We start from the raw sequence: 20,903 nt of genomic DNA, 5'->3' as shown, positions 1-20,903 counted from the left end.
AGACCGGTGAGAAACTATGGAAGACATGCTGATCTCCCACGGCATCTACAACCTGATCATCTTCGTGCTGGCGATCTACGTCGGCTACCACGTGGTCTGGAACGTCACCCCTGCCCTGCACACCCCGCTGATGGCGGTGACCAACGCCATTTCGGCAATCGTGATCGTCGGCGCCATGCTGGCTGCCGCCCTGACCGTCACCCCGCTGGGCAAGGCCATGGGCACCCTGGCCGTGGCCCTGGCTGCAGTGAATGTGTTCGGTGGCTTCCTGGTCACCCGCCGCATGCTGGAAATGTTCAAGAAGAAAGCGCCGAAGGCGGAGAAGCACTGACATGAGCATGAACCTCGTCACCCTCCTCTACCTCATCGCCTCGGTCTGCTTCATCCAGGCGCTCAAGGGCCTGTCGCACCCGACCTCGTCGCGCCGCGGCAACCTGTTCGGCATGGTCGGCATGGGCATCGCGGTGCTCACCACCGTGGCCCTGGTGTTCAAGATCAGCAGCGAGATCGCCACCACCGGCATCGTCTACGTGATCGTCGGCCTGCTGATCGGCGGCACCGCCGGTTCGATCATGGCCAAGCGCGTCGAGATGACCAAGATGCCGGAACTGGTCGCCTTCATGCACAGCATGATCGGTCTGGCCGCCGTGTTCATCGCCATCGCCGCCGTGGTCGAGCCGCAGTCCCTGGGCATCGTGCAGAACCTGGGCGACACCATCCCGTCCGGTAACCGCCTGGAGCTGTTCCTCGGCGCGGCCATTGGCGCCATCACCTTCTCCGGTTCGGTGATCGCCTTCGGCAAGCTGTCGGGCAAGTACAAGTTCCGCCTGTTCCAGGGCGCCCCGGTGCAGTTCACCGGCCAGCACATGCTCAACCTGGTGCTGGGCCTGACCACCCTGGGCCTGGGCCTGCTGTTCATGTTCACCGGTAACCTGACCGCCTTCGTCGTGATGCTGGCCCTGGCCTTCATCCTCGGCGTGCTGATCATCATCCCGATCGGCGGCGCAGACATGCCGGTAGTCGTGTCGATGCTGAACTCCTACTCCGGCTGGGCCGCAGCAGGTATCGGCTTCTCGCTGAACAACTCGATGCTGATCATCGCCGGCTCCCTGGTAGGTTCCTCGGGCGCGATCCTCTCCTACATCATGTGCAAGGCGATGAACCGCTCGTTCTTCAACGTCATCCTCGGTGGCTTCGGCGCCGAAGCGGACGCTGGCGGCCCGGCCGGTGCCAAGGAAGCCCGCCCGGTGAAATCCGGGTCGTCCGACGATGCCTCGTTCCTGCTGACCAACGCCGACACCGTGATCATCGTTCCCGGCTACGGCCTGGCGGTGGCCCGTGCCCAGCACGCGCTGATGGAACTGGCGGAGAAGCTGACCCACCGCGGCGTCAACGTGAAGTTCGCCATCCACCCGGTAGCCGGCCGTATGCCAGGCCACATGAACGTCCTCCTGGCCGAGGCCGAAGTGCCTTACGAGCAGGTGTTCGAGATGGAAGACATCAACTCCGAGTTCGGCCAGACCGACGTGGTGCTGGTCCTGGGCGCCAACGACGTGGTGAACCCGGCCGCGAAGAACGATCCGAAGTCGCCGATCGCCGGCATGCCGATCCTCGAGGCCTACAAAGCCAAGACCGTGATCGTCAACAAGCGCTCGATGGCCAGCGGCTACGCCGGCCTGGACAACGAACTGTTCTACCTGGACAAGACCATGATGGTCTTCGGCGACGCCAAGAAAGTCATCGAAGACATGGTCAAGGCCGTCGACTAAGACGACCGTCGATCCACAAGACACCGGCCTCGCGCCGGTGTCTTGCTTTCGGGCAATGGGAAATCTGGTGGACTTTGGTAGTAAGAAGGCGACCGGCCGGGCGATTTTTCGACCTTGGTATAAGAGCCAAAAATCGCCGAGTCCCTAGACTGGCGGCCTCGCACTTCCTACTGCCCGAGGTTTTCCCATGTTCCGTGATCGCGTGCGTATGTCCTCCCTGCTGGACAAGGTGATGACTGCCGACCAGGCCGCGGCCCTTATCAAGGACGGCATGACCGTCGGCATGAGCGGTTTCACCCGCGCCGGCGAAGCCAAGGCCGTACCCAAGGCCCTCGCCGAGCGCGCCAAGCAGGAGCCGCTGCGCATCAGCCTGATGACCGGCGCCAGCCTGGGCAACGACCTCGACAAGCAGCTCACCGAAGCCGGTGTGCTGGCCCGCCGCATGCCCTTCCAGGTCGACAGCACCCTGCGCAAGGCGATCAATGCCGGCGAGGTGATGTTCATCGACCAGCACCTGTCCGAAACCGTCGAACAGCTGCGCAACCACCAGCTCAAGCTGCCGGACATCGCGGTCATCGAAGCCGTCGCCATCACCGAGGAAGGCCACATCGTGCCGACCACCTCCGTGGGCAACTCGGCCAGCTTCGCGATCTTCGCCAAGCAGGTGATCGTCGAGATCAACGTCGCGCACAACACCAACCTGGAAGGCCTGCACGACATCTACATCCCGACCTACCGCCCGACCCGCACGCCGATCCCGCTCACTCGCGTGGACGACCGCATCGGCAGCACCGCCATCCCGATCCCGCCAGAAAAGATCGTCGCCATCGTCGTCAACGACCAGGCGGACTCCCCGTCCACCGTGCTGCCGCCGGACGACGAGACCCAGGGCATCGCCAACCACCTGATCGACTTCTTCAAACGTGAAGTGGCGGCCGGCCGCATGAGCAACAGCCTCGGCCCGCTGCAGGCCGGCATCGGCAGCATCGCCAACGCCGTGATGTGCGGCCTGATCGAGTCGCCCTTCGAGAACCTGACCATGTACTCCGAAGTACTGCAGGACTCGACCTTCGACCTGATCGACGCTGGCAAGCTGCGCTTCGCCTCGGGCAGCTCCATCACCCTGTCCACGCGCCGCAACGCCGACGTGTTCGGTAACCTGGAGCGCTACAAGGACAAGCTGGTGCTGCGTCCGCAGGAGATCTCCAACCACCCTGAAGTGGTCCGCCGCCTCGGCATCATCGGCATCAACACCGCGCTGGAATTCGACATCTACGGCAACGTGAACTCCACCCACGTGGGCGGCACCAAGATGATGAACGGCATCGGCGGCTCGGGCGACTTCGCCCGCAACGCGCACCTGGCAATCTTCGTCACCAAGTCCATCGCCAAGGGCGGCAACATCTCCAGCGTGGTGCCGATGGTCAGCCACGTCGACCACACCGAGCACGACGTGGACATCCTGGTCACCGAAGTGGGCCTGGCCGACCTGCGTGGCCTGGCGCCGCGCGAGCGCGCCCGGGTGATCATCGACAACTGTGTGCACCCGTCCTACCGCGACGCCCTGAACAGTTACTTCGAAGCCGCCTGCGAGCGCGGCGGCCATACCCCGCACATCCTGCGCGAGGCCCTGGAGTGGCATATCAATCTGGAAGAGCGCGGTCACATGCTGGCGGCAAGCTGATCCGGAGCCTTTTGCGGGCCATTCAGCAATGAATGGCCCGCAAGGGTTTACAGCCGAAAAAAAACCACGTAAAAACACTCCTGAACAGATTTTTATCCCGCTCCAACTGTTCAGCTCTCCCCGCCGCCACCCCGGCCGGCACCCTCGAAATACCTCAGACGCCTATCAATTGCGCACCAGAATGGAGCGCAACGGTACAGTTCGCCCCAAAAAACACCATTACAGTTCAAAATAACAATCGCCTGACCAGCTGCAATACAGCGCAACTGTACCTGTCATCCCTGACTAAAAAGTCAGATCATATGCTCAATCAATTCAGCAACTGACTACTCGCCACAAGCGAGAAGGATGACCACCATGGAACGTACCCTCGGTTCCGCAGCTCTGAGCACTACCCGTAGCACCTCCAGCGCCCACCGTGGCCTCGTCGGCACCGTTCGCCTGTGGCAGCGCCGCATGGAAAGCCGCCGTCAGCTGGCCCGCCTGGACTCCCGCCTGTTGGCCGACGCCGGCATCAGCGAAGCCCAGCGTTACGCCGAACTGAACAAGCCGTTCTGGCGCTGATTCAACAGTACAACTGAGCCACTCTCTCCAGGCTCGCCGTAACTGTACTGGTAAGTATGTTGCCCCGGCCGTTCAGCCAGAACGGCCTTCGGGCAGCAGAATCTCCCCCTCCGCTTTTTCGTCCAGCAGATTGCGATACAGATCTGCCCAGACCCGCCCCATAGCATCCGCGGTGAACAGCTCGCGATAGCGAACTTCCGCCTGCCGCCCCATCTCAGCCGCCGCCTGCGGATTCTCCCAGCACCAGCGCATTGCCTGTCGGAACGCCTGCGGATCGCTCGGTGGCACCACCAGTCCGGTCAGACCATGAGCATTGATGAAGCTCGTGCCAGTGCCGATCTCGCTGGAAATCATCGGCTTGCCATACATCGCCCCTTCGAGCAGGGAGATACCGAAGGCCTCCGAGCGCAGGTGCGAGGGGAATACGATCGCGCGTGACAGCTGCAACAGGGCGACCTTGTCTTCCTCGCTGACACGGCCGACGAAGCGGACGTGCGACTCGACGCCCAGCGCCGCGGCCTGCGCCTTGAGCTGCTGCTCCAGCGGGCCGGCCCCGACGATCACCACGGGATAGCCGGTGCCCTTCACCGCCTCAAGGAGGATGTGCAGCCCCTTGTAGTAGCGCATCACACCGACGAACAGGAAGAACTGTTCCCCTACCGCCCGCCGCCAGCGCTCGACGCACTCCGCAGCGGGGGTGGGATAGGCCTGCTTGTCCAGGCCGTAGGGGATGACTTGCGCCTTGTGCGGGTAACGGCGCAGCACATCGCTCGATTTCAGATAGTTGGGCGACGCGGCGACGATCCGGTCAGCACTGTTCAGGAAGCGATGCATGAGCGGCTGGTACAGTTTGAACAGATGCTTCTGGCGGACGATATCGGAGTGATAGGTGACCACGGTCGGTTTGCGCACGCCCGACAGCAGGTGCACCACGTCCATGAACGGCCAAGGGAAGTGGAAGTTGATGATGTCCGCTTCGGCCGCCAACCTGCGGAACTGCGGTACGACGCTGTAGGAGAAGCCGGTGGAGGCCAGTTGCAGATCGAGGCGCGCCCGGAACACCCGATGACCGTCGACCATCACCTCGGCCGGATCGGGACTGGCGCTCAGGGTCAGCACCTGGTTCTCGATGCCATGACTGTGTCCCGTGCGGCAGAGCTGGTTGATCACCTGTTCGATGCCGCCGACCGAATCCGGCAGGTAGGTCTTGAAGAAGTGCAGTACGCGCATTCAGCCCCCCAGTACCTTACGGTAAACATCGCTGGTAATTCGGGCACAGCGTTGCCAACTGAACGCTTTCGCCCGTTCAAGGCCGAGCGTCCGGCAGCGCTGCCGTAGAGTTTCATCTTCCATCAGTCGCTGTATGGCGACACTCATCCCTTGCGGGTCCTGCGCATCGACGTATACCCCCGCCTCCCCGGCCACTTCCGGCAATGAGGAGGTGCGTGTCAGCACTACCGGCACGCCGCTGGCCATCGCTTCCAGCACGGGCAGGCCAAAGCCTTCGTACAGTGAGGGAAACAGCAGCACCCGAGCCCCGGCGATCAGTTCCGCCAACACCGCATCGCTCTGGTAGCCCAGCATTCTCACACAGCCTTCCGCCAGGGCGGTCTTCAGCGTGTCATCAAGCTGCTCGGTGCGCCATCCCGGCATTCCGACTATCACCAATGGAAGCCCCTTGCGCACGCTTGCCGACAACAGAGCATGGGCCTGCAGCGCGAGTTCGAGATTCTTTCTGGGCTCCAGCGTGCCGACACAGATCAGGTACTGACCTGCAACCAGCCCCAAACCACTCAGCGTTCGCTCCAGCGCCTGATACGGGCGAGGATGGAAGCGCGCGGCACATCCCAGCGGCGCAACGATCACCCGGTCTTCGGACAAACCGAAATGCCGGCGAACCTCGCCGGCGACATGCTCGGAATCGGTGAGTACAGATTGCGCACGCTCAACGGCCCGACCGACGTGCCGTTCGATTTCCGCCAGGCGATCGGCTGGCTGGGTCTGCGGGTAATGCACATGGGTCAGGTCATGCAGTGTCATGACCATGGGCCCGTCGAACTCCAGCGGCCACAAGGTCGGCTCGTGGTACAGATCCACCTGACGGTGCTTGAGACCCCGGTCGAAAGAGCTCTGCTCCAGCCAACGGCGAATCCGATAGGCGCCTGGCACCCGCTTGGCCAGCGAGGTCCTGCGCGAATAGCCCGGCAGAGGCTCCGAGGGCAGGTCGGCACCCCAGGCAGTGCCCAGGAACAGTTCCAGATCCAGTCCGGCCTGCTTGCGCAGCGCCTCGGTCAAAGCCACCACGTACTGGCCTATTCCAGTCCGCGGCGCCTGGAGAATGCGGGCATTGAGCGCTACGCGCACTTCAGATCACTTCCACTTCACGCTGCGGTTGGCGGCGCAGTTTCAAGGCATGCAGCACGCGATCCACCAGTTGCTGACTGGCATCGCGCCAGCTGAGCCAGCGCCAGTCGCGCACGCTGCGGGTCGCCGGGAAGCGGTCGCTGGTTTCAAATTCCTGTACCAGGGATGCCAGGGATTCGGGGCGCTCCAGCTCGAAGTAGGCGACGAAATCGCCGCCGACCTCCCGGAATACCGGGATATCACTGGCCATAACCGGCAATCGACGCTGCATCGCCTCGACCAACGGCAGTCCGAAGCCTTCGACGAACGAGGGGAAGACCAATGCGCGGGCATGCGCATAGGCGTACTCCAGGCCCCGGTCGTTAAGCTTGTTGAACATGAACAGGCGTTGATTGAGCTGCGGATGGTTCTGTATGCGCTCGATCAGCGCATCGCATTTCCAGCCAATGCGGCCAATGATGCACAGCCGGGCCCGCGAGCCCTCGGCCCAGAGGCGCTCGAAAGCATCCAGCAGATAGGCATGGTTCTTCCGCGGCTCGATGGTGCTGACCATCAGGTAAACCGGATCGCCCTCGTCGAACATCCGGGTCAGTTCACCGTCCAGCTCGGACTGGTCGTGCACCAGGTCCAGCTCGGAGCCCAGGTAGAAGTGTTCGAACCATAGCTGTCGGGCCACATCCTCGCCGCGCCGGCGAACGATCTCGGCTCGCACCTGATCGCGAATGGTAGTGGAGATGCAGATGAAGCCATCTGCCATTTCGGCGATCCAGTCGAACCAGCGGTCGAACACCTTCACCAGGCCTGCATCGCAGAACTGCGGGTGAGTGCAGGGGATCAGGTCGTAGATGACCGAGACCAGCCCCACCCCCTGCGCCTTCAGGCTTTCGGCCACCGGGAAGAAGTCGGCATGCCAGGACGAGTCGAGCAGCAACAGCTGGTCGCCCGGCAGCACCTCCAGTGGCGCCATGCGCTCGGGCACCACGTGGTTGCGCGAGGCGAACATGGCGAAACGCAGCGGCACAGTGATCGACAGACTCGCGAGCTTGGCCAGCACGTACAACGCCCTCCGGGCGTTATGCCAGCGGCTCATTGGCCAACGCCGCTCCAACCGTGCATGCCACATCCAGTAGTTGTTGCGCAACTGCTCAAGGGCGATTTTCATCCCGCTGTGCCAGGGCATGTTCTCGGTCGACAGCGGCGCCAACTGCAACACCCGGTGCATGCGACCGCGGAAGAACACCACGGGGACGCACTCCACGTCGCTGTGCACATTTTCCAGATGGCCGATGACATTGCGCACCACCCGCTGAATGCCGGAGTTCACATGGGGATGTTCGAAGACGTAGGTGCATTCGACGAGCAGGCGCATCAGGAAAAGCTCCGGGTATTGCGGATGAGGGGCCCAGGCAACGTACGCTCGATATCAATGCTCGCATCCAGCCAGGTGCTGCCGACAAAGTCTTCCTGGCGTAGATTCATGACCTGGAATACCAGTCCGTAGTCACGCCACTCGTAATTGCGATCCAGATGCGAGTCCAGGCGCGAGAGGCAGAAAGCGACTGAATAGTTGCCCTTGCCCAGGCGCATGGGGAAGGCGAAGCGGTAGGTGACTCGCTCGCCTATTTGCAATCTTTCCAGAGCCTGCTGCATGCGGTGGGTGTTGATACCGTACATGGGCTGGCCGAATCGATCCTTGATCATGAACCCCAGCACCAGTCGCTCCACCGGCTCGCGCACCTCGACCTCGACCTCGATCTGCACAGGCTGACCTACTTCCACCAGGTCCTGCTCCTTGCCCGTCTCATCAAGCAGGCGCACGCCAAGGATCGCCGCCTCACCACTGCCAGAGATGGTCCTGACCTTGCCATCGGCAAGCATTTCCTGGCGCACGGTACTCCGCTCCCGCTCGGCGAGCAGAGCGTTGTAATAATCCATCACCGCTTCGGGGTTGCCCTGCATGACCAGCTTTCCACCATTGAGCAGAAGCGCACGGTCGCAGATCGACTGAATGGCGCTACGATCATGGGAGACGATCAGCAGCGTGGTGCCGGAGCGGCGGAAGCTGCGGATACGCTCGAAGCTCTTATGCTGGAAGTAGGCATCACCCACCGAGAGCGCCTCATCGACGATCAGCACATCCGGCCGGCGGGCGGTCGCCACACTGAAGGCCAGACGCATCTGCATGCCACTGGAGTAGGTCCGCACCGGCTGGTCGATGGCGTCGCCGACTTCGGCAAAGCGCTCGATGTCCGGCATCAGGCCGTGGATTTCCTCCACGCTCAAACCCAGCAGCTGCCCCGCCATGATGACGTTCTGCCGCCCGGTGAAGTCTGGGTGGAAGCCCATGCCCAATTCGAGCAGAGCAGCTACCCGCCCCTCGACATGGATACGCCCGGTGGTGGCCTGGGTGGTACCAGCAATCATCTTCAGCAAGGTGCTCTTGCCGGCGCCGTTCACCCCAACGATGCCGATGGCCTCCCCGGCTTCCACCTCGAAATCGAGGTCCTGGAGAATCCAGTGCAGGCTATGGCGCGGCCTTGCTGGCCAGAGCCATTCCAGCATGCGCGAGGCACGCGTCGGATACTGCTTATAGGCCTTGCCCAGGCCGCTGACGCTGATTCTGCCCATCAGAGCTCATCCACCATCTCGCCCGAGCGAGCACGGAACAACGCCATGCCGCACACGCACAGCAGCAACCCCAGCACGGCAACGGGCAGCAGGCTCGACCATTCGGGCCAGGCGCCTTTGAGGAAGAGTTCCTGGTAGGCGTGCATCAACGCGGTCATGGGATTGAGTTCGACCAACGCACGGATACCCTGCGGCAGGATCGACAGCGGGTAGACGATGGGAGTCAGCCAGAACCAGAACTGCAGGGCGATGCCGAAAAACTGTCCGACATCACGGAAAAAGACATTCAGGATACCCAGCACCATCCCCAGACCGGCAGCGAACAGCAGTTGAATCGCCAGCAATGCCGGCAATGCAACCAGGGCGATGCCCGGCAATCGTCCCGTGATCGTCAGAAAGCCGAGGAAAATCGCCAGGATGATCGCGAAATTGACCCCTGCATTAAGGATGACGATCAGCGGCAGGCAGATGCGCGGGAAGTTCAGCTTCTTCAGCAGGTTGGCATTATCCAGGAACATCGTCAGGCTGCGTCCGACGATCTCGCCGAACAGTCCCCAGGTGAGCAGTCCGGCGCAGAGGAACACGCTGTAGGCAAGGCCATCATCCACACCCGGCAAACGAGCGCGCATGACCTGGGAAAAGATCACGGTGTAGACCAGGATCATCGCCAATGGGTTAAGCACCGTCCACAGGGCGCCCAGCATGGAATTTCGGTATCGCGCCTGGAACTCGCGCTTTACGCTGCCAACGATGAAGCCTCGATAGGACCAGACCGAACGCGAAACAGCCAACAACATCTAGCGCGCCCTTCCGTAGATATCCTCGAAGCGGACGATGTCGTCCTCGCCCAGGTACTCGCCGCTCTGCACCTCGATCATCACCAGATCGATCACACCCGGGTTCTCCAGGCGATGACGATGCCCTGCGGGGATGTAGGTCGATTCGTTGCTGTTCACCAGGCGTACGGACTCGCCGTTGGTGACCTTCGCCATACCCTGCACCACGACCCAATGCTCACTGCGGTGATGGTGCATCTGCAGCGATAACGACGCCCCGGACTTGACTACGATGCGTTTGATCTTGAACCGGGGTCCCTCTTCCAGGACGGTGTAGGTACCCCAGGGTCGGCTCACGGTGCGGTGCAGGCGGTATGCCTCGTTCTCGCTGTCCTTGAGCTGCTTGACCACCTTGCGGACGTCCTGGGCCCGATCCGCGCGAGCGACCAGGATGGCGTCGGCGGTTTCGACCACGATAAGCCCCTCGACGCCCACGGTGGCGATCAGACGCCCCTCGCTCTGCACATAGTTGTCCCGACTATCGACGAAGATGGCGTTACCGGCCGCGCGATTGTTGTCGGCGTCCGCGTCCACCAGCGTACTCATGGCGGTCCAGGAGCCGATGTCGCTCCAGTCGAAGGTCGCGGGTACGACGGCGACACGATCGGAACGCTCCATCAGCGCATAGTCGATGGAGATGTCTTCCAGGTTGCAGAAATGCTCGTGCGGCAGCTCCTGCTGGACCACATTGCCCATCTCCTCCGGCTGGCTCGCCAGTTGGCAGTCGATGGCTTGCGCCAACATCTGGGGCGCATGCTTTTCCAGCTCGCTGATGAAGGTGCCGACGGTGAAGCAGAACATTCCCGAGTTCCAGAGGAAGGTGCCGGCCTGGAGAAACTGCCTGGCGGTATCCAGATCGGGCTTTTCGACGAAGCGTTTCACCGTGCTGCCGCCCTTGGCGTCCAGCGCGTCTCCGGTCTCGATGTAGCCGAAACCGGTCTCCGGCGAGGTGGGGACTACACCGAAGGTCACCAGTCGCCCCTGTGCAGCCAGTTCGACCGCGTGTTCCACGGCGTTGGCGAACGCCTCGACATCGCGGATCAGATGATCCGCCGGCATCACCACCATGGTCACGTCATCGCCGTACATCGCACGCAGCGCCAAGGCCGCGACCGCGATGGCGGGTGCCGTATTGCGCCCAGTCGGCTCGAGGATGAAGTGGCCGCGCTGACGCAGCTTGGCGGCCTGAAAATGGTCCTTGCTCTGGAAGTAGTAGTCGCGGTTGGTCACCGTGACGATGCTCCCGTCGCCACCCAGTAGGCCAGCCGCGCGCCGATAGGTCTTGTTGAGCAGGGACTGCCCATCGGGCATTGCCATGAAGGGTTTCGGCTGACCTTCGCGGGATACCGGCCACAGCCGTGTACCGGCGCCACCGGAGAGAATGACGGGAATGAGCATGGCTTACTCCTTGCCGACGCGACGCAGGTCGGCGTCAACCATCATGTGAATCAGCGTCTCCAGGCTGGTCTGCGGGCTCCAGCCCAATACGCGCTCGGCCTTGCCCGGGTTACCCAGCAGCACATCCACTTCCGCCGGGCGGAAGAAGGCAGGATCGATCACAACGTGGTCCTGGTATTTCAGGCCGACGTATTCGAACGCAATGCGGCACATCTCACGCACGGTGGTGGTTACGCCGGTGGCGACCACGTAATCATCCGGCTGGTCCTGCTGCAGCATCCGCCACATGGCTTCCACGTAGTCGCCGGCAAAGCCCCAGTCGCGTTTCGCATCGATGTTGCCCAGGCGCAGTTCGTTCTGCTTGCCAAGCTTGATGCGTGCCACGGCATCGGTGACCTTGCGCGTCACGAACTCGATGCCGCGCAGCGGAGATTCGTGGTTGAAGAGGATGCCGCTGGAGGCATGCAGCTTGAAGCTCTCGCGATAGTTCACCGTGATCCAGTGACCATAGAGCTTAGCCACCCCATAGGGACTACGTGGATAGAACGGCGTGTTTTCGTCTTGCCGCTCGGCCTGGATCAGGCCGAACATTTCACTGGTGGAGGCTTGGTAGAAGCGCGTTTCCGGGCTGAATTGGCGAATGGCTTCCAGCAGGTGCGTCACCCCCAGGCCATCGACGATACCGGTGGTGACGGGCTGGTCCCAAGAGCTGCCGACAAAGCTCTGCGCCCCCAGGTTGTAGAGTTCGTCCGGCTTGGCCTTGATGACGGCGCGCTGGACGGAACAGGCATCGGCCAGATCACCCTCGAGGTAGGCCACTTCGGACTCGATGCCCAGCTCACGCAGGCGCCAGCGTGTGTCGCTACTGCGACGGGCGACCAATCCGTGGACCTTGTACCCCTTCTCCAGCAGCAGCTTTGCAAGGTAGGCGCCATCCTGGCCGGTCAGACCGGTGATCAGTGCACTTTTTGTCATTCTTCTAGCATCCGTGATGTCTCACAGAATCATGGTCTGCGAGTTGATTTTAGTTATTCCGGATTCCCTGCCAGGCGGGGTATGCCCTTCATGGTCTCCGAGTGGAGCATTACTACTGTCGGCCATTGCACGCTCGTGGCGCTTCCGCGACCGATATCACTGGTGATTGGCAGTCACCTGGCCCAGGCCCTTCCCCCACAGCGAAGGACTTACTCCTGCAACACCCTGACATCCCAGTCCGCCAGAATATCCCGGAGCGTCTGCTCCATACTGATCACTGGCGCCCATCCTGTCTCTTGCCCAAGCTTCGCATGGCTGCCACGGACCCGACGTTGTTCCGCGCGCCGCAGACGCTGCGGATCCTGGCAAATCTCCAGTTCGACCTCGGCCAGCCGAGCCATCCGGCCAATCAGGTCGCGCACCCGGGACTCCTGTCCCGAGCAGACGTTGTATACCTCGCCGTTGCGTCCATGCTCCAGCAGCGCAAAATAGGCCGCCAGCACGTCCCGGACATCGAGGAAATCGCGGGTGACATCGATGTCACCAACCTCGATACGCGGGACCTGCATGCCGCACCGGATACGCGCCAGTTGCCTGGCCACCGCGGGCAGGACGAAATCCGCCTTCTGCCCCGTCCCCACATGGTTGAACGGGCGTGCCACCATCATGCGCCACGACTCGGTGAAGCTCCACTGCTGGCACAACAGCTCCGCCGCGACCTTGCTGACGCCATAGGGGTTCCGTGGCCTGGGTAACTGCTCCTCGGTAATGGGCAATTGCTCCTCGCTCACCTGGCCGTAAACATCTCCAGAGCTGACATAGAGAAAGGCTCCGGAAAAACCGCACCGTTTGAGCGACTCCAGCAGGTTCAGGGTTCCCAGTACGTTCACTTGCAGCGTTCCTGCCGGGTCGCGGAATGCCTGCGGCACGAAGGTCTGGCCGGCCAAGTGGATCACTGCGTCCGGTGGACCATCCCGCAGGTATGCGTCGAAGCCTTCGGGATCGCGAAGATCCACACGCGGCAACTCAAGCAGCCGCCATCCAGCCGGCAGAGACGCACGCAAATGTGCGCCAACAAAACCGGAAAGCCCTGTCACGAGTAGTCGCTTGTCCAAGGGGCAGTCTCTCTGATTGTTTTGAAGGAAAGAAGCCATTAATGGCTGACTGGCCAGTCACTCGATCCGCATGAAGCATGGGTGCATGCAGCGAAGGCTCTTTTCGATGTATCAGCAGCGCCTTCTTGGTATTCGATGGGAAAGCGCTGCTGTAGCATGCCGACTTTCCGGCAAAAGAAAACCCCTGAATACAGCTGGCAGAATAATCAACAATCCACCAGATTTTGCCGATGATCGCAACCAGATAACCAACGTTCAGCCATTATAAAAAATGACCGGCGACGCCATGATTCCAAACAAAATGACGACGACCTCATGCGCGAACATCTGACATCGCAGACGTTGTGGAACCGCGCTCCGGATGACGCGGGGATTCCTGGACTGAACCTCGATCGTTCCATGGGATTCCCTCCGACATGAACAACAACGCGTCCATCAACCTTTTTCGTCATGCGCTCTGGATGCTGGCTGGCGCTCTGGTCCTGTGTATCGTACTGACCGCACAGAATCGCAACACCACCAGCGACCCACGTGGCACCTTGTTGTTGAGCCAGGCCCTGGCCCAGCATGGCGAGATGCGCCTCGACAGCTATGGCAGCTCGGTACTGCAGCGCTACGGCTATGTAGTCCAGCAGAAGAACGATCACTTCTACTACTTCTTTCCCTTGGGTAGCGCTGTACTCAGCGCACCCGCCGTTGGACTGGCCAACGCGCTAGGCGTGGACATGGTCAACCATGAGGGCGCAATGCAGATAGCCCTGGCGGGCCTTTGTGCCGCGGGCATCCTCATGCTGTTGTACCGGACCGCACGCCTGTTCCTGGACCGACGCAGCAGTTATCTGCTCGCACTCTTGTGCTGGCTCGGAAGCTCCTACGCCAGCATGCTGGCCACCGCACTCTGGTCCCATGATTTCGCCGTGTTCTTCGCAAGCCTCGCCATCTACCTGGCGCTCAGGAAAATGCCTGCGAACGACACCCTGGTCAGCGTCGCCATTGGCGTCAGCCTGTTCCTCGCCTACTTCTGCCGCCCCACCCTTGCCCTGCTCGCCCCTTTCCTCCTGCTGTATCTCCTGCACCGGCAACCACGCGCGGCGCTGAAGGCCGGGGCCGCCCTTGCGCTTTCGCTGCTGCTGTTCTGCGCCTGGAGTTTCCACGAACTCGCCCAGTGGTTGCCCGATTACTACCTGCCCTCCCGGTTGAAGAATGACAGCCCGGGCACTGCGCTGTACGGCAACCTGCTGAGCCCGGCCAGGGGCCTCTTGGTCTACTCACCGTTCCTGCTGCTGCCCCTGTTGCTCCTGCCGGCAATGGCAATCCGCGCCCGGCGCTATCGCCTGCTCTTGCTGATCGCCCTGGCATGGCCCATCACGCACTGGATCGTCATCTCGAGGTTCCCCCATTGGTGGGCTGGCTGGTCCTATGGCCCGCGCCTCATGGTCGATGTGCTGCCAGGTCTCTTCGCGGGAATGTTCGCAAGCCTTGCACTGGCCCGGGAGTGGCGCCGCTGGCTGTATGTGCCGCTCCTCGTACTGGGCGTCTTCGCCATCTTCGTGAATACCTGGCAAGGCTTGTACAACCCCTATACGGCTCGATGGAACGTGGAGCCGAACATCGACGAGCACCCTGAGTACCTCTTCAACTGGGAGTACCCGCAGTTCCTGAACTCCCCGTCGCGGCACAAGGCGCGTCTCGTCGAGTTCCAGATGCGCAGTATCGAGCCCTTGCCCAGGGCTTTCGACCTGGACTTCCAGTCAGACAAGGTCGGCTTCGTAGGCTTCTCGACGGCAGAACCGGAATTCCGCTGGACCGACGGACCACGGGCCGAGATTCTCTTCCAATATGCCGGGCCAAACGCCCTTCCCGCCCAGGTACGCCTGAAGGCCGACTTCCTGGGGCAGCAGAGATTGACGATCAGCCTGAACGGCACAGTGCTTGGGCAAGGCGTATGGAGCGGCCCCAATCAGGTCATCGAACTCAAGGTAGCGCCGGAGCAACTGACTGCCGGCCTCAACACACTGACGTTCGAGCTTCCCGATGCTCATCGCCCGCCGTCTGCCGACCCGAGGATCCTGGCCATGGCACTCCGGACGCTGAGCCTGGAATGACTGGCCGACACCGACGGCAAGCGGGAAGTGATGGGTGCCGTGCTCGCCAGCGATCAGTACCGTGAAACGGAAGTCCGCAACCGCCTTGGCGCGACGGGTAACCTGACGATCCATCGCATCAGCCTGCTGCGGCTATAGGCATAACAACAAGACAACGGGAGCAAGCATGCTGGGTATCACCCGCTTCATCCTGGCCATCCTGGTGCTGCTCTCGCACACAACTGGCGCAGGCTTCACCTTCAACCCCGGGGTAGTCGCCGTCATTACGTTCTATTTCACCAGCGGCTACCTGATGCAGCGCAGTTACCAGCGTTTCGCAAGGCACTCGCCCACCCCGATCAGAACGTTCTATGCGGACCGGCTGCTGAAGCTGTTCCCACAATATGCCGTCGTCGTGCTCGCTAGTTTCGCCTCGATCGCCTGGCTCGGTCCCGCCGAGCACATCCTGTTCCTGAACCAGGAGCCCAGCCTGCAAAAGATAGCGCTCAACCTGGCCCTGCTTCCTGCCAACTATGTGTTTCCGCCGTTGGTCGTCGACAGCATGCTGCCGCACCCAATCATTCCACCGGCCTGGTCGCTGGCCAGCGAATTCCATTTCTACCTGCTGTTGCCGGTAATTTTTCTTCTGCCCAAGCGAGGCTTCATCATCCTGTTCGGCCTAACCTTGTCGATCCAGGTCGGCGCGTTATTCTTCAGCAGTGGCGCATTCAACAGCGACAACTTCGGCTACCGATTCATTTTCGGCGTACTGGCTTTCTTCCTTATGGGCTGTGCCTACGCCAAGGGCTCGGACATCTACTATCAGCGCGCAGCACAGGCGGCGTGGGCCATCTACCTGATCATGCTGCTGATCATCGCCCCTACATTCCGACTATTCGCCAATCTCCACGCAATGGAGGTACTGCTCGGAGCCGTGCTGGCCTGGCCCTTAGTCTCTGCCGCGTTGAAGACGACCCCTGATGGCTGGATCAAGGTCGCTGACTACTACCTGGGGCGCCTCGCCTACCCCATCTTCATCAGCCATTTCCTGGCGTTCTTCTTGTGCGAGAAGCTGGTTGGCGGGCAGGGTCAAAGCGGTCTGAGAATTCCACTGGCCATTGCGATCTGTCTGGGCATCTCAGGGCTGCTGGTGAGACTGCAGGCCGTGATCGACGACTATCGGCTGCAGCGGCGCGGTTTCCAGAGCATGGCGCAAGCACCGCAAGCGAATGTCTAGCCGCGGGGTATGGGGGGAAACGGTTGTAGGCCTGACGCCAGGTCCTGAAGGTATTTCAGGACATCCGCGAACGGAAAGCTGCGGACCTGGTAATCCTCGAAGAGATAGATCGACGACATACCATTGAGAAACAGCAGGAACACGCACCACAGCGGCAACCCCAGCCAGCGGCCAGATGGCGCATCTACCTGTTCAAGGCGGCCAGCGCAGGCGCTCAGCACCAGGAAAGCGGCGGTTACGGCTTGTGCGTTGAATCGATGAATGTCATACGCCACGGTCAACAGCAGAAGCGGCGAAACGCACGCGCCAACCGCCATGAGTTTCCAGGGCAACCCAAGCCCATGACGCCTCAGAAGGACAACAGCCGCAACGATCAGGACGACACCCACCGGCCAGGTCACCAGCAGAGACTTCAGATACTCCAGGTACCAACCGATGCCACTGGTCCAGACAGCTGCCATAACCTTCATCTGTGCGAATGAGGTACGTCCAAGGACCTCGATCGCATCCGGGCGCAACGGTAATTGCGAAAGGCTCGCCAGATGAATACGCATCGCCTCGATCTGCGCAGCATCGAGGATGAAACGCGACAAGAACAGCGCCAGGGCTACGCCATACAGGCAGAAGACTCCCAGCGCTGGGTATTCCACCCAAGGCTTTTCACGAGGCATTGCCAACGCCAGCGCGAAAGTGATGCAGGGAAAGAACAGAACCAAGGTGGCCTCGTGCAACAACAGCGCGATCGTCAGGCCCGCCCAGGCGAACACGAGCCGCGGCCAAAACGCCGGCATGCGCAGCGTCAGCAAGGCCACCAACAGCCCGACCTGTTCGTTGTAGCCGATCGTATGAGCCAGCATCACAACCGCCATGCTGGATGCGAAGACGAGTGCGCAACCCGTAAGCAGTGAATCGCCGAAGGCAACCAGGCGGCGAAGGTTGTCCGCCAGCAATGCGAGATTGGCCAGCAGCAGGGCGAAGCTCAGGGCACTGAAAAATCCGTAGGAGCGCAGCGTGGGCGAGGCAAACTGGCTCAGGAAGCCTCCCCACAACGCACGCCGGGAAAAGCCGAACTCGTAGTCGAAAAGGAAGTGCGTGTAGGTCCACAGATTGGGAAAGCGCAGCCCGCGCATCACGCACAATGCAAAGATGCACAGCACCAGCCACGGCATCAGCCGTGACGGAGCCAACGCACTCGGGGCATTTTCCGGGACCTCAGGTGGCGGCTTCACGTATCAGTCCGGCTTGCGTCGGTAAGCAGTGAAATGATCGTCCCAGTAGTAATCCCGCTCAAGATCGGGCTGATTCCAGAGATCCACGACTGCCGGCAGCGTCATGGTATTGGGGTCACCCTTGCGCGGAATCCAGATGAAATCCGGACGCTGCGAGAGCACGTACGGTGCATCGGTGCGTTGGTGCCCCGGCAGCATGAGAGTGGCTGAGACATGCCGATCGCTTCGCGCCACGGTGCGATCGGTCAGCCCCACCAGGTCCAGCACCGGCAACTCCATTGCGTAATACCCGAGCTTTCCGATGCCAATGGTGGCGACCAGATGGACCGGTGGCTGCAGCGCGACGATGTCCCGGGCACGCTGGCGAACCCACTCCTCGGGTACGAAGAACATATGGTTGCGCGCATTCATCCGCTTCGCAGACTGCGGGAATGGCTGCTTTTCAATGACGCCGAAATCGGCGTTGTACGGCCAGGTTCCGTAGAGTGACACCAGCACTGTCAGCGGCAGGCTCAACCCCAGAATCACGCCGCCGAGTCGGGAGCGGCCATACAAAAATAGGGCTCCTGCCAGCGCCCCGACGACAAGGAATGGCAGCACCGGCAGCAGGAAGCGGCCCAGACGGAATACGTCTCCGCCCACCGAGACGCTATAGGCAGCAATCAGCAGCGTGAAGGCAAATGCGATCCGGTAGCGTGGCAGTATCCATGCCCCCAGCAACGCCGGGATCACCAGCAGCCCCGGCCCATCGACGGCGAAGTTATAGAGGTATTCGAAACCGCGACTCAGTGGAATCCCACCCACCTTGGCGTGGAAGGTATTGGGTACGTAGTCGTGGTAGTAATACAACCGGAACGCGGTGTGGGCGACGAAATACGCGGTGAACAACAGCCCGGGCAGAGCCAGGCGCAGAGCTGCGCCGAATGTCTTGCGCTCCAGTGTCACGACGCCTCTCAGCCAGTCCCAGCCCAGCAGGACGAAAGCCAGCAGCATGCCCTCGGGACGGGTCATCGCCGCCAGGATGCACCACAGCGAAACCCGCCAGCTCCGCCCCGAGAGTTGTTCGGCAAACGCCATGACCACGGTTGCGGCGAACAGCGCGGACTCAAGACCCGATGCAGTCCAGCAGGCAAAGGCATTGGTGCCAAGCACCACCAGAGGTGCAAGGCCCGCGAGCCAGGAGCCCTGAGGTAACAAGCGACGCGCATAGATGAATGTCGACCACAACAGCAGGACGCCGGACAGCAGCATCAACCAATGCCCCACAATGGGAGCACTCCAACCCAGTCGGATACCCGCAGCCACCACCAAGGTCCAGCTCAGGTTGGTATAACCCTCGACGTGCTCGCCGACATTGAATACCAGGCCATTGCCATCGGCGAGGTTCTGCGCGTAGCGATAAGAGATGAAGGCGTCGTCCATCTGTTCGGCTGGCGCCCAGGCCTCTACCAAGTACAGGCCGATCGACAGCAGCAGCAACAACGGCGCGATACCGCTCCACAACGTCCGCAGCGACAGGGCGTCGCCGATCTTTGCTTGAGTCTGGAAACTATTCGTCACGTTGCTTTGCTCCGCCAGCAATGGTGATCACCTCGCAGCCCGTGTCCTTGGCGACCCGCGCCTTGACGTCCCAATCGAAGATGAGTACGTACTTGGGGTACAGCGCGCTGTCGCAGAATACCCGGAACTCATTCTGGCGGCCGGGGAACACTTGGACCACGCTGTGCATCGGGACACTCCACAGCGCCCCGACGCTGGCCATGTCACCGAGGAAATAGGGCTCGATACCCGTGTAGCCGAACGACACCGTCTGACCGGGACGCAGGGTATGGATGAATGCCCGCACCTTCTGGATTTCGGCGTTTTCCAGGAATGGCCGGCGCAGCAGTTCGCTCCGCGGCCAGAGCGGCGCCATAGTCTCGGTCTTGGTCCAGCCATAAGTCACGAACGGATAGGACAGGCACAGCAGCAACAGCAGCGGCAACCGGGAAAGCCTGTGACCACGCAGAGACTGGACATCCAGCAGCAGGCTCAGCGCCAGTAACCACACGGAAAGTACAAAGGCAAAGTGGTACCACATGCTGTGGCCGTTAAGCGCCAATGCCATGAAACCCGCCGCGTAGAGTGACAGAATCGCATCAGTGGCGAAGCGACGGCGAATGATCAGTTGCCCCAGTGCCAGCAGCACAATGGCGCCGATCTTCAGCCAACCTGTCGGGCCGTCCATGACCGCCGACTCGAGCTTGTACGCAAACTGGAACTTCATGTCCTCCAGAAAGCCATCGATATGCTTGAGCACGAACACGCCATATCCGGCCAAGGCCAGGCAGGCCAGTACCAGCGCAGCTAACTCGAACGGGCCAATGACCAGTTGCTCGCGCCGAACGATCTTCCAGCCGATCAGCACCCCATAGGGCAGCAGCATGTAGACGGCGTTGAAATGCACCACCGCACCGATGAGTACCAGTGCGAGCCCTAGCGCGTAATGCGAGCGCAGCATCGCCCAGAGCGACGCGAGGAACACGAACGCATAGAGCACGTCCATCCGTGCAATGTTGGAGATTACCAATGAGTATGGGGAGAGGAAGGCCAGCAGCGTCAGCACCAGCGCGACGACCTGCTTCCAGCCTCTGAGCCGGAGTTGCCGCAGAACGCCCAGGGCAGTGCCAAAGGCGCCAAGGAACAGCAGACAGGACACCCAGCGCGAGATCTCGAAGCTGTAGCCGAAGAGCTTGTAAACCGCCGCCAGCAGGAGCATGTAGCCTGGTGGCATCCACATGACCACGCGCTCGGTATTCAGTCCGTAAACGTAGAAGCTGCCGGTGCGGCTGAATTCGAAAGCCTGTGAAATGAACGCGGTCTCGTCGTTCCACGGCACGGGGAACTCAAAACCCATTCCCAGGCGAATGGTCAGCACCACGACCAGCAGAATGAGGGCAGCGAGCCACATTCCCCAGCGGCCGGCCAGACAGTCGACAATGGCGCCCTGCGCCCTTCCCTCTTGCATGCTGGCTTCCCTG

At 61.5% G+C, this 20,903-nt stretch carries 17 protein-coding genes; 6 read left to right on the top strand and 11 right to left on the bottom strand.

Annotated elements, in window-relative coordinates:
• Positions 1-16: 16 nt before the first annotated feature.
• From O6P39_RS00505 to O6P39_RS00490, 4 genes are all read left to right on the top strand, one after another.
• Positions 17-331 (top strand): NAD(P) transhydrogenase subunit alpha, encoded by a 315-nt coding sequence (locus O6P39_RS00505; RefSeq protein ID WP_015474896.1) that lies wholly within the window; start codon positions 17-19, stop codon positions 329-331.
• Between the two features lies 1 nt (position 332).
• The gene (locus O6P39_RS00500) at positions 333-1,769 is read left to right on the top strand and encodes an NAD(P)(+) transhydrogenase (Re/Si-specific) subunit beta (protein ID WP_275609543.1); all 1,437 of its coding nucleotides are present in this window, start codon (positions 333-335) and stop codon (positions 1,767-1,769) included.
• Positions 1,770-1,956: 187 nt separating this feature from the next.
• Positions 1,957-3,453: an acetyl-CoA hydrolase/transferase family protein gene (locus tag O6P39_RS00495; RefSeq protein ID WP_275609542.1), complete on the top strand. Its 1,497-nt coding sequence runs from the start codon at positions 1,957-1,959 to the stop codon at positions 3,451-3,453.
• A 357-nt stretch (positions 3,454-3,810) separates the two neighbouring features.
• Positions 3,811-4,017, top strand: a complete 207-nt coding sequence (locus tag O6P39_RS00490) for a DUF1127 domain-containing protein (protein WP_015474893.1) — start codon at positions 3,811-3,813, stop codon at positions 4,015-4,017.
• 72 nt (positions 4,018-4,089) lie between these two features.
• Here O6P39_RS00490 and O6P39_RS00485 read toward each other — a convergent pair whose 3' ends face one another.
• The 8 genes from O6P39_RS00485 to O6P39_RS00450 all read right to left on the bottom strand — a co-directional run bounded on the left by O6P39_RS00485 (position 4,090) and on the right by O6P39_RS00450 (position 13,333).
• Positions 4,090-5,247: a glycosyltransferase family 4 protein gene (locus tag O6P39_RS00485; protein WP_275609541.1), complete on the bottom strand. Its 1,158-nt coding sequence runs from the start codon at positions 5,245-5,247 to the stop codon at positions 4,090-4,092.
• Positions 5,248-6,381 carry a glycosyltransferase family 1 protein gene (locus O6P39_RS00480; protein ID WP_275609540.1) on the bottom strand — a complete coding sequence of 378 codons (1,134 nt, stop codon included), beginning with the start codon at positions 6,379-6,381 and terminating at the stop codon, positions 5,248-5,250.
• Position 6,382: 1 nt separating this feature from the next.
• Entirely contained in the window at positions 6,383-7,753 is a 1,371-nt protein-coding gene (locus O6P39_RS00475) for a glycosyltransferase family 1 protein (RefSeq protein WP_275612048.1), read from the bottom strand.
• On the bottom strand, positions 7,750-9,009 hold the full coding sequence (locus O6P39_RS00470; RefSeq protein ID WP_275609539.1) for an ABC transporter ATP-binding protein: 1,260 nt from the start codon (positions 9,007-9,009) through the stop codon (positions 7,750-7,752). The genes O6P39_RS00475 and O6P39_RS00470 overlap by 4 nt, the downstream gene beginning before the upstream one ends.
• The gene (locus O6P39_RS00465) at positions 9,009-9,806 is read right to left on the bottom strand and encodes an ABC transporter permease (RefSeq protein ID WP_275609538.1); all 798 of its coding nucleotides are present in this window, start codon (positions 9,804-9,806) and stop codon (positions 9,009-9,011) included. The genes O6P39_RS00470 and O6P39_RS00465 overlap by 1 nt, the downstream gene beginning before the upstream one ends.
• The gene (locus tag O6P39_RS00460) at positions 9,807-11,243 is read right to left on the bottom strand and encodes a mannose-1-phosphate guanylyltransferase/mannose-6-phosphate isomerase (protein WP_275609537.1); all 1,437 of its coding nucleotides are present in this window, start codon (positions 11,241-11,243) and stop codon (positions 9,807-9,809) included. It abuts the gene before it with no gap.
• Positions 11,244-11,246: 3 nt separating this feature from the next.
• Positions 11,247-12,218 carry a GDP-mannose 4,6-dehydratase gene (gmd, locus tag O6P39_RS00455; RefSeq protein WP_275609536.1) on the bottom strand — a complete coding sequence of 324 codons (972 nt, stop codon included), beginning with the start codon at positions 12,216-12,218 and terminating at the stop codon, positions 11,247-11,249.
• A 209-nt stretch (positions 12,219-12,427) separates the two neighbouring features.
• On the bottom strand, positions 12,428-13,333 hold the full coding sequence (locus O6P39_RS00450) for a GDP-mannose 4,6-dehydratase (protein WP_275609535.1): 906 nt from the start codon (positions 13,331-13,333) through the stop codon (positions 12,428-12,430).
• Between the two features lie 416 nt (positions 13,334-13,749).
• Here O6P39_RS00450 and O6P39_RS00445 point away from each other — a divergent pair, with 416 nt between their 5' ends.
• A complete protein-coding gene (locus O6P39_RS00445) occupies positions 13,750-15,438 on the top strand; it encodes a hypothetical protein (RefSeq protein WP_275609534.1) in 1,689 nt (562 codons plus the stop codon).
• A gap of 166 nt (positions 15,439-15,604) precedes the next feature.
• Positions 15,605-16,654: an acyltransferase gene (locus tag O6P39_RS00440; RefSeq protein WP_275609533.1), complete on the top strand. Its 1,050-nt coding sequence runs from the start codon at positions 15,605-15,607 to the stop codon at positions 16,652-16,654.
• Here the strand turns inward: O6P39_RS00440 and O6P39_RS00435 are convergent.
• Genes O6P39_RS00435 through O6P39_RS00425 form a run of 3 tightly spaced genes read right to left on the bottom strand, consistent with a single transcriptional unit; the run spans position 16,651 to position 20,890 of the window.
• Positions 16,651-17,883: a hypothetical protein gene (locus tag O6P39_RS00435; RefSeq protein ID WP_275609532.1), complete on the bottom strand. Its 1,233-nt coding sequence runs from the start codon at positions 17,881-17,883 to the stop codon at positions 16,651-16,653. The two genes, O6P39_RS00440 and O6P39_RS00435, sit on opposite strands and share 4 nt — an antisense overlap.
• A gap of 3 nt (positions 17,884-17,886) precedes the next feature.
• Complete coding sequence (locus O6P39_RS00430; RefSeq protein WP_275609531.1) at positions 17,887-19,464, bottom strand: hypothetical protein; 1,578 nt, start codon at positions 19,462-19,464, stop codon at positions 17,887-17,889.
• Entirely contained in the window at positions 19,433-20,890 is a 1,458-nt protein-coding gene (locus O6P39_RS00425) for a hypothetical protein (RefSeq protein WP_275609530.1), read from the bottom strand. The genes O6P39_RS00430 and O6P39_RS00425 overlap by 32 nt, the downstream gene beginning before the upstream one ends.
• Between the last annotated feature and the right edge of the window lie 13 nt (positions 20,891-20,903).

It is taken from the genome of Pseudomonas sp. PSE14, from assembly GCF_029203285.1.
Taxonomy (GTDB): Bacteria; Pseudomonadota; Gammaproteobacteria; order Pseudomonadales; family Pseudomonadaceae; genus Pseudomonas.
The sequence above is the reverse complement of the archived record's forward strand: the minus strand, read 5'-3'. Positions and strand labels throughout refer to the sequence as shown.